The sequence below is a fragment of the Pseudomonas sp. SED1 genome (genome assembly GCF_034044025.1).
Classification (GTDB): Bacteria; Pseudomonadota; Gammaproteobacteria; order Pseudomonadales; family Pseudomonadaceae; genus Aquipseudomonas.
Genome location: NZ_JAXCIS010000107.1, coordinates 1 through 8,172 on the forward strand (window position 1 = coordinate 1; position 8,172 = coordinate 8,172).

General features: G+C 62.6%; 6 protein-coding genes. 3 read left to right on the forward strand and 3 right to left on the reverse strand.

Annotation, left to right across the window (positions count from 1 at the left end; all coding sequences use genetic code 11):
• The first annotated feature begins 46 nt into the window (after window positions 1–46).
• The 3 genes from SNL23_RS14000 to SNL23_RS14010 all read left to right on the forward strand — a co-directional run bounded on the left by SNL23_RS14000 (window position 47) and on the right by SNL23_RS14010 (window position 4,996).
• Entirely contained in the window at window positions 47–2,005 is a 1,959-nt protein-coding gene (locus tag SNL23_RS14000) for an acetoacetate--CoA ligase (protein WP_318302505.1), read from the forward strand.
• 135 nt (window positions 2,006–2,140) lie between these two features.
• Complete coding sequence (locus tag SNL23_RS14005; RefSeq protein ID WP_076016439.1) at window positions 2,141–4,678, forward strand: PAS domain-containing hybrid sensor histidine kinase/response regulator; 2,538 nt, start codon at window positions 2,141–2,143, stop codon at window positions 4,676–4,678.
• A gap of 42 nt (window positions 4,679–4,720) precedes the next feature.
• Window positions 4,721–4,996, forward strand: coding sequence for a peptidylprolyl isomerase (locus SNL23_RS14010; protein ID WP_010173346.1), 276 nt, complete (start codon window positions 4,721–4,723; stop codon window positions 4,994–4,996).
• Window positions 4,997–5,110: 114 nt separating this feature from the next.
• On the opposite strand, the gene SNL23_RS14015 is transcribed toward SNL23_RS14010, so the two are convergent.
• The 3 genes from SNL23_RS14015 to SNL23_RS14025 all read right to left on the reverse strand — a co-directional run bounded on the left by SNL23_RS14015 (window position 5,111) and on the right by SNL23_RS14025 (window position 8,132).
• Window positions 5,111–6,019 (reverse strand): sugar kinase, encoded by a 909-nt coding sequence (locus SNL23_RS14015; protein ID WP_318302506.1) that lies wholly within the window; start codon window positions 6,017–6,019, stop codon window positions 5,111–5,113.
• 130 nt (window positions 6,020–6,149) lie between these two features.
• The gene (locus SNL23_RS14020; protein WP_076016317.1) at window positions 6,150–7,358 is read right to left on the reverse strand and encodes an amino acid deaminase; all 1,209 of its coding nucleotides are present in this window, start codon (window positions 7,356–7,358) and stop codon (window positions 6,150–6,152) included.
• Window positions 7,359–7,367: 9 nt separating this feature from the next.
• Window positions 7,368–8,132, reverse strand: a complete 765-nt coding sequence (locus SNL23_RS14025) for an IclR family transcriptional regulator (RefSeq protein WP_003208002.1) — start codon at window positions 8,130–8,132, stop codon at window positions 7,368–7,370.
• Window positions 8,133–8,172: the final 40 nt, after the last annotated feature.

Here is an 8,172-nt window from a genome sequence, read left to right on the forward strand (position 1 = left end):
GAACGGTGTCGCTTGATAGATCAGATAATAAAAAAGAGATTTCCTTATGTCCGAAATACTCTGGCAACCCTCCTCCGAACGCATCCACAACACCCGGATGGATCAGTTCCGGCGCTTCATCAATGATCGCCATGCCTTGCAGATCAGCGACTACCCGGCCCTGCACCAGTGGAGCATCGACCAGCGCCCGGATTTCTGGCAGTCCATTGTCGAGTTTTTCGAGGTGCAGTTCCGCACGCCACCCAGCGCGGTACTGATCGAAGACGCCGAGATGCCCAGCGCCCAGTGGTTTCCCGGAGCCACTCTGAATTTTGCCGAGCACCTGCTGCGCCGTCGCGACGATCATCCCGCCGTGGTCGCCATCAGCGAAGACGGCCAGCGCGAACAACTGACCTACGCCGAACTGGCCCACCACGTCGCCGGCCTGCAACGCAGCCTGCGGGCGGCTGGTGTGGGCGTAGGTGACCGGGTCGCAGCGTGCATGCCCAATACCTGGCAAACTCTGGTGGGCATGCTCGCCACCACCAGCCTCGGCGCGATCTGGTCATGCTCCTCGCCCGACTTCGGCACCCAGGGCGTGATCGACCGCTTCGGCCAGATCGAACCCAAGGTGCTGATCACCTGCGCCGGTTATCGCTACGCCGGCAAGGTCATCGACCAAAGCAGCAAGCTCAATGAAATCCTCGAGCGGCTGCCGTCCCTGCAACAGCTGATCATCGTGCCGTACGCCCGCCCGCAAGCGCGTCCCGAGGATTATCAGACCCGGGCCAACGTTGCACTCTGGGACGACTTCTACACCCCCGGCGGCGAACCCGATTTCGTCGCCGTGCCCTTCGATCATCCGCTGTACATCCTCTATTCCAGCGGCACCACCGGCGTGCCCAAGTGCATCATCCACGGCACCGGCGGCGTGTTGCTCACCCACCTCAAGGAACACGGCCTGCACGCAGACCTGTCCCGGGATGACTGCCTGTTCTACTACACCACCTGCGGCTGGATGATGTGGAACTGGCTGGTGTCGGTGCTGGCCATCGGCGCCACGGCGGTGCTGTATGACGGCTCACCGTTTCACCCGGGGCCGGAACGCCTGATGGACCTGATCGACCAGGAAAAAATCAGCGTGTTCGGCACCAGTCCGAAGTTCCTCGCCACCCTGGAAAAGGCCGGGCTGCAACCGCGGCTGAGCCATGACCTGAGCAGCCTCAAGGGCTTGATCTCCACCGGCTCGCCGCTGTCGCCACAGAGCTACGACTACGTGTACCGCGAGATCAAGCCCGAGCTGTGCCTGTCGTCGATGTCTGGCGGTACCGATATCGTCTCCTGCTTCGTGATCGGCAACCCGGTGCTGCCGGTGCGGCGTGGCGAGATGCAGTGCAAGAGCCTGGCGATGGCCATCGAAGTCTGGGACGACCGGGGCCGCCCGCTGGTAGGCGAAAAAGGCGAACTGGTGTGCACCCGGCACTTCCCGGCGATGCCTATCGGCTTGTGGAATGACCCGCACCAGGAAAAACTGCGGGCCTCGTATTTCAGCCAGTTCCCCGGTGTATGGGCCCAGGGTGACTACGCCGAACAACGCCCCAATGGCAGCCTGCTGATTCATGGCCGTTCAGACGCCGTGCTCAACCCCGGCGGCGTGCGCATCGGCACCGCAGAGATTTACCGTCAGGTGGAAAAAGTGCCGCAGGTGCTGGAAAGCCTGGCCATCGGCCAACGCTGGCAGGATGACGTGCGGGTGGTGCTGTTTGTGCGGCTCAACGACGGCGTCGAACTGGATGACGCCCTGAAGCAACAGATCCGCGAGGTGATACGCGCCAACACCACACCGCGCCATGTGCCGGCGAAGATTCTGGCGGTGACGGACATCCCGCGCACCATCAGCGGCAAGATCGTCGAACTGGCGGTGCGCAACGTGGTGCATGGCGAAGTGGTGAAGAACACCGACGCCCTGGCCAACCCCGAAGCCATGGAGCAGTTTCGTGATCGCCCGGAGCTGGCAGAAAGATGAAACGTTTTAGCGCTTAAGCACTCATTTGAAGACAAAACCCTCAAGCATGCTATTTTTCGAGGGTGGAAAGCCGATCTCTCCTCGCGGGATAATCGGCTTTTGTCATTATTCAAGCGTTACGCGCAGGGCATTTACATGAACGTATCACCCACCGGCAGCGAGGCCGCGGCACTGATTGCGCGGCTGGACTGGGCACGAAGCCCTCTCGGTGACGCCATTGATTGGCCGCAAAGCCTCCGTACAGCCGTCGACATCGTGATCCATTCACCCATGCCGATGCTGTTGCTGTGGGGCGCCGAACTCACTCAGATCTACAACGACGGCTTCGCCCTGCTGGCCGGCAACAAGCACCCTGGCGCCTTCGGCCAGCCTGCCGACTTGATCTGGCCGGAACTGAAGCCGTTTACCGATCCGATCTACAGCGCCGTCTTCGCGGGCCAGGTGCGCACGTTCACCGAGCAGCGTTTTGTGCTGCAACGCAACCACCGCGACACCGAGATCTGGCTGGACCTGACCTACAGCCCGATTCGCGATGAGCGCGGTGAGGTCGCCGGGATCCTGATCACCGCCATCGAAACCAACGAGCGCCGGCGCATCGCCCTGGAACTCCAGCAGCGCACCGAAAACAGCCTCAAGGCCCAGCGCAACACCGAGCAGCGCCTGCAACTGGCCCTGGCCGCCACCGACGCCGTGGGCACCTGGGACTGGGACATTGGCGAAGACCGGTTTATCGCCGACGCACATTTCGCCCAACTGCACGGGGTTGATCCCTGCGATGCCGGCCTGCTGCCCATCAGCGACTACCTGCAAGGCGTGCACCCCGAAGACCGTGGCATGGTGGCCCGCAGCATCAAGCATTGCATCACCCACGGCACCGAATACGCCGAGGAATATCGCCTGCTGCAAGCCGACGGCGAAGTGCGCTGGGTGTTTGCCCGGGGCCGTTGCTACAAGGACCATCATGGCCGACCGGCACGGTTTCTCGGTGCCGCCCTCGACCTGACCGAACGCAAGCACACCGAACAGGCCCTGCGCCAAAGCCAGACCGAGCTGCAACTAATCATCAACGCCATGCCGGTGCTGATTGGCTATGTCGACCACGAGCAGCGCTTTCGCCTGAACAACAGCGCCTACCTGGACTGGTACGGCATGACCCCGCAGGAGCTGTACGGCAAGACCATCCGCGAAGTCGTGGGCGACGAAATCTATGCCGGGCGCGTCGACAAGATCGAGGCGGCGCTCAAGGGCAAGGCCTGCAGTTTTGTCACCGTCACGCCACACCATGACGGCCGCCCCCGCCACGCGCTGATGAAGTACCTGCCGCGTTTCAGCGCTGACGGTTCAGTCAACGGTTTCTACATTTTTGTGATCGACGAGACCGAGCGCAAACTGACCGAAGAAGCCCTGCGTCACCTCAACGAAAACCTCGAAGAGCGCGTCAACCAACGCACCCAGGCCCTGGCCGAAGCCAACCAGCGCCTGCAAAACGAGATGTTCGAGCGCGAGCGCGCCGAAGACGCCCTGCGCCATGCCCAGAAGATGGAAGCGGTCGGCCAACTCACCGGCGGCATCGCCCATGACTTCAACAACATGCTCACCGGGATCATCGGCAGCCTGGACCTGATGCAACGCTACATCGCTGCCGGACGCAGCGACGAGATCGGCCGCTTCACCGACGCCGCCGTGTCCTCGGCCCATCGTGCCGCTGCGCTGACCCACCGCCTGCTGGCGTTCTCACGCCGCCAATCCCTGGACCCCAAGCCGGTAGATCCGAATCAGTTGGTGGCGTCCCTGGAAGACCTGTTCCGCCGCACCAAGGGCGCGCACATCGAACTCAAGGTGCAACTGGGCACCGACATCTGGCCGGTGAACACCGACGCCAGCCAGTTGGAAAACGCCCTGCTCAACCTGGTGATCAATGCCCGGGATGCCATGCCCGACGGCGGTCAATTGTGCATCGAGACCGCCAACAGTTACCTCGACGGCACCGACATCACCACCCTGGAGCCGGTCAAGGCCGGCGATTATGTGATGCTCGGCGTGAGCGATAACGGCGCCGGCATGACCGCGAAAATCCTCGCCAAGGCCTTCGACCCGTTCTTCACCACCAAGCCCATCGGCCAGGGCACCGGCCTGGGCTTGTCGATGATCTATGGATTTGCCCAGCAATCCGGCGGCCACGTGACCATTCAGAGCGAGCCGGGCCAGGGCACTTGCGTGCGCCTGTACTTGCCGCGCCTGCATGGCACCGCGCTGGAAAGGACGGTGCCCGCCAGTCAGGGCGAAGCCCCGGTAGCGCTGGAAGGCGAAGCTGTGGTGGTGGTCGAGGACGACCCGGCGGTGCGGATGCTGGTGGTGAATGTGTTGGATGAGCTGGGTTACACCGCGCATCAGGCGGCCGATGCACGGGCGGCGCTGCCGCTGCTGGAGTCCGACCTGCGGGTGGATTTGCTGGTGACCGATGTGGGCTTGCCGGGGATGAACGGCAGGCAACTGGCAGAAATCGCCCGGCAACACCGGCCGGAGCTCAAGGTATTGTTCATGACCGGATATGCCGAGAAAGCCGCCGAGCGCCAAGGGTTCCTGGAGGCAGGCATGGACATGGTAGCCAAGCCGTTTTCGATCGATCTGCTGGCTAACAAAATCCGTAGCATGATCAGCTCAGAGGCCTGACTTCAGGCATAATCGCGCGCCGTTTCACATCAGGACCGATCAATGAAAGCCCAAGCCCGTCACATTCTGGTGAAAACCAGTGAAGAAGCCGAACAGCTCAAGCAGCGTATTGCCAAGGGCGAAGCGTTTGACGTGTTGGCCAAGAAGTACTCCACCTGCCCTTCTGCCAAGCGCGGCGGTGATTTGGGTGAAGTGCGGCCGGGGCAGATGGTGGGGGTGATTGATGCGGTGATCTTCAAGAAGCCTGTGAAGGTGGTTCATGGGCCGATCAAGAGCAAGTTTGGGTATCACTTGGTGCAGGTGTTTTACCGGGATTGATGGCTTTTTTGTGGCGAGGGAGCTTGCTCCCGCTGGGCTGCGTAGCGGCCCCAAAAAAGCCGGGAGCGCTTCGCACTCCAGCGGGAGCAAGCTCCCTCGCCACAATAGATAGCGTTAGTCTCGGGGAATGAGTGCTCCTGGCACCTGAATCACCCGGCTCGCCAGCCGATGCCCGGCCAAGGCTGCTTCCTGCGGCGAGCCGCCCTTGAGCCGACTGGCCAGGTAAGCCGCACTGAACGAGTCCCCCGCCGCAGTCGTATCGACCACCTTCTCCACCACCAACGCCGGCACCTCGAATCGCTCACCTTCACAGCGAATCAAACACGCATCCGCGCCACGTTTCAGCACCACCTCGGCAATGCCCGGATACGCCGCAAACACCTGGTCGCTGTCCTCATAACCAAACAATGCGCGCTCGTCATCCTCGGTCAGCAAGGCAATATCTACCTCGGCCAATACCCGGTGATACGCCGTGCGCGCAGCTTCCACGCTGGCCCACAAGCGCGGCCGGTAGTTGTTGTCGAACACCACCTTGCCACCGCGCTGGCGGGTTTCGACCAGGGTTTCCAGCAGGCGTGCACGGCCGACTTCGCCCAATACCGCCAGGGTGATGCCGCTGAAATACACCACGTCGTACGCCGACAACGCCGCCAGGATCGGCTCGGCCGCCGGCGTGGTAAAGCAGTCGCGCACGGCGGCTTCGTTGCGCCAGTAGAGGAATTTTCGCTCGCCGTTGGCATCGGTTTGGATGCAGTACAACCCCGGCAACCGACCAGGCAGGCGTTGGACCATGCCCAGGCCAAGGCCTTCTTCAGCCCAGTGTTTGCACATGGCGTCACTGAAGCTGTCATCGCCCAGGGCGGTGACGTAGTCGACGGTGCTGGGTTCACCCAGTTCGCGGCGCAGGTAGACGGCGGCGTTCAGGGTGTCGCCGCCGAAGCTTTGTTGCAGGCTGCCGTCGGCGCGGTGTTGCAGTTCGATCATGCATTCGCCGATGAGGGCGATGCGCGGTTGTGTGTTCATGCCAGGGGGTCTCTCGATGTACTGGAGGGCCTCTTCGCGAGCAAGCCCGCTCCCACATTTGATTGCATTTCAACTGAAGGAACTCGGTCGAATGTGGGAGCGGGCTTGCTCGCGAAGGGCACGATTAGGTCTAGAAGCAGGTATGCAGGCTTTCGATTACCTGCAACTGTTCATCCACCAAATTACCCACTTGCCACTTGTCGAAGGTCAGGCACGGATGGGAAGTGCCGAAGGAGATGATGTCGCCAATGCGCAACTCAACCCCTGGCGCGACGACCATGAACGCATGCTGGTCCATCACGGCGGTGACCTTGCACGCGGTCACATCATCACCCTCGGCCGGCAGCACGCCCGCCTTGTAGCGCTTGAGCGGCACCGGCAGGCCGGCGTCGTAGGCAACGTCGCGCTTGCCCAGGGCGATCACCGCGAAGCCTGGCTCCGGCAGCGACTGCACATGCGCCCAGACTTCCAGCGCCGGGCGCAGGCCTTCGTTGAGGTCGCTGCGACGGTCGAGTACGCAGCACTGCGCTTCTTTGTAGATGCCATGGTCGTGAGCCACGTAGCTACCCGGGCGCAATACGCTGAGGAAGCGGCCAGCGGCGTTCTGGGCTTCGAAGGATTCGGCGATCAGGTCGTACCAGGCGGAACCCGAGGCGGTGATGATCGGCTTGCCAAGGTCAAAGGCGCCGCTGTTTTGCAGGTCGACGGCAAGGCGTACCAGGGAGGCGGCGAATTCGCGGATGCCACTGATGGCGTGCTCGCCGTGGATCACTCCTTCGTAACCTTCGATGCCGGTGAGGGCGAGCGCCGGCTGGGCCTTGATTGCCTTGGCCAGGTCGAGCACCTGCTGTTCGGTGCGGCAACCGCAACGGCCGCCGACCACGCCGTATTCGATCATCACGTTCAGGCGCAAGCCGCGGGCGGCAAAGAACAACCCCAGGTCGGCCACATTGTCCGGGTGGTCGACCATGCAGTGGAAGTCGAATTCAGGGTCGGCCAGCAGGTCGGCGATCAGCGCCATGTTCGGCGCGCCCACCAGTTGGTTGGCCATCAACACCCGGCGAACACCACCGGCATACGCGGCGCGGGTCTGCACGGCGTTGGCCAGGGTGATGCCCCAGGCGCCCTGCTCGATCTGCCGCTGGAACAACGCCGGCATCATGCTGGTCTTGCCGTGGGGCGCCAGTTGCGCGCCGCTGTTGCTGACGAAATCCTGCATCCAGCGGATGTTGTGCTCCAGGGCATCGCGGTGCAGCACCAGGGCCGGCAGGCTGACGTCACGGACCAAGTGCGCACCGACCGGGGCGGCACCTTTTTCAACGGCATTGAAGGCAGACATAAGGGTTTCCTATTCGTTGATGCGACGGGCCAGGTTGTTCGCGCTGTCGATCAGCACCCGGCGATAGTCGTTGTAGTTTTTGATGGCATCGGCCCGTGGGGCGACGATGCACAGGGTCGCAATGCTGATGCCTTGCGCGTCCCGAACCGGGGCGGCAAAGCAATGGGTAAAGGTGTCGGCGACGCTGTCGAAGGAGAAGAATCCGTCGAGGGTGGCCTGGCGGATCTGCCCGAGGAAGGTTTCCAGAGGCAGGCGCTGACCGTCCGGGAGGATGAAGTCGTCGTAGTCGATCAGGTCGATGATTTGCTGGTCGCTCAGGTGGCCCAGCAGCAGGCGGCCGGAGGCGGTCCAGGGGATGGGCGCGTTCTCGCCGATGTCTGAGGAAATGCGGAAATGCCGCTCGCCTTCACGCATCAGGGCCACGGTGTATTTGCGGCCATTGAGCAGGCACATCTGGGCGGTTTCGTGGGTCTGGCTGACGATTTCCTGCAGGGCGTGGTCGGCTTCGCGGGTCAGGTCGAAATGGCGCAGGTGGGCCTGGCCGAGGAAGTACAGCTGACGGCCGAGGTAGACGTGACCGTCCTTGCCGACGGTTTCGAGGATGCGCCGTTCCAGCAGCGAGGCCACCAGTTCGTAGACCGTGGATTTGGGGCTGCCGATGCCGCTGGCGATATCATTCGGGCGCAGGGGCTGGCCGATTTCCTTGAGGAAATCGAGGATATCGAACGCCCGGTCGAGGCCTTTGGCGCGGCGTTTGATGGTGTCTTCGGTCATGGCAGTAGTCGGTCCCGTTTGAAGATGTAGCTATCAACAC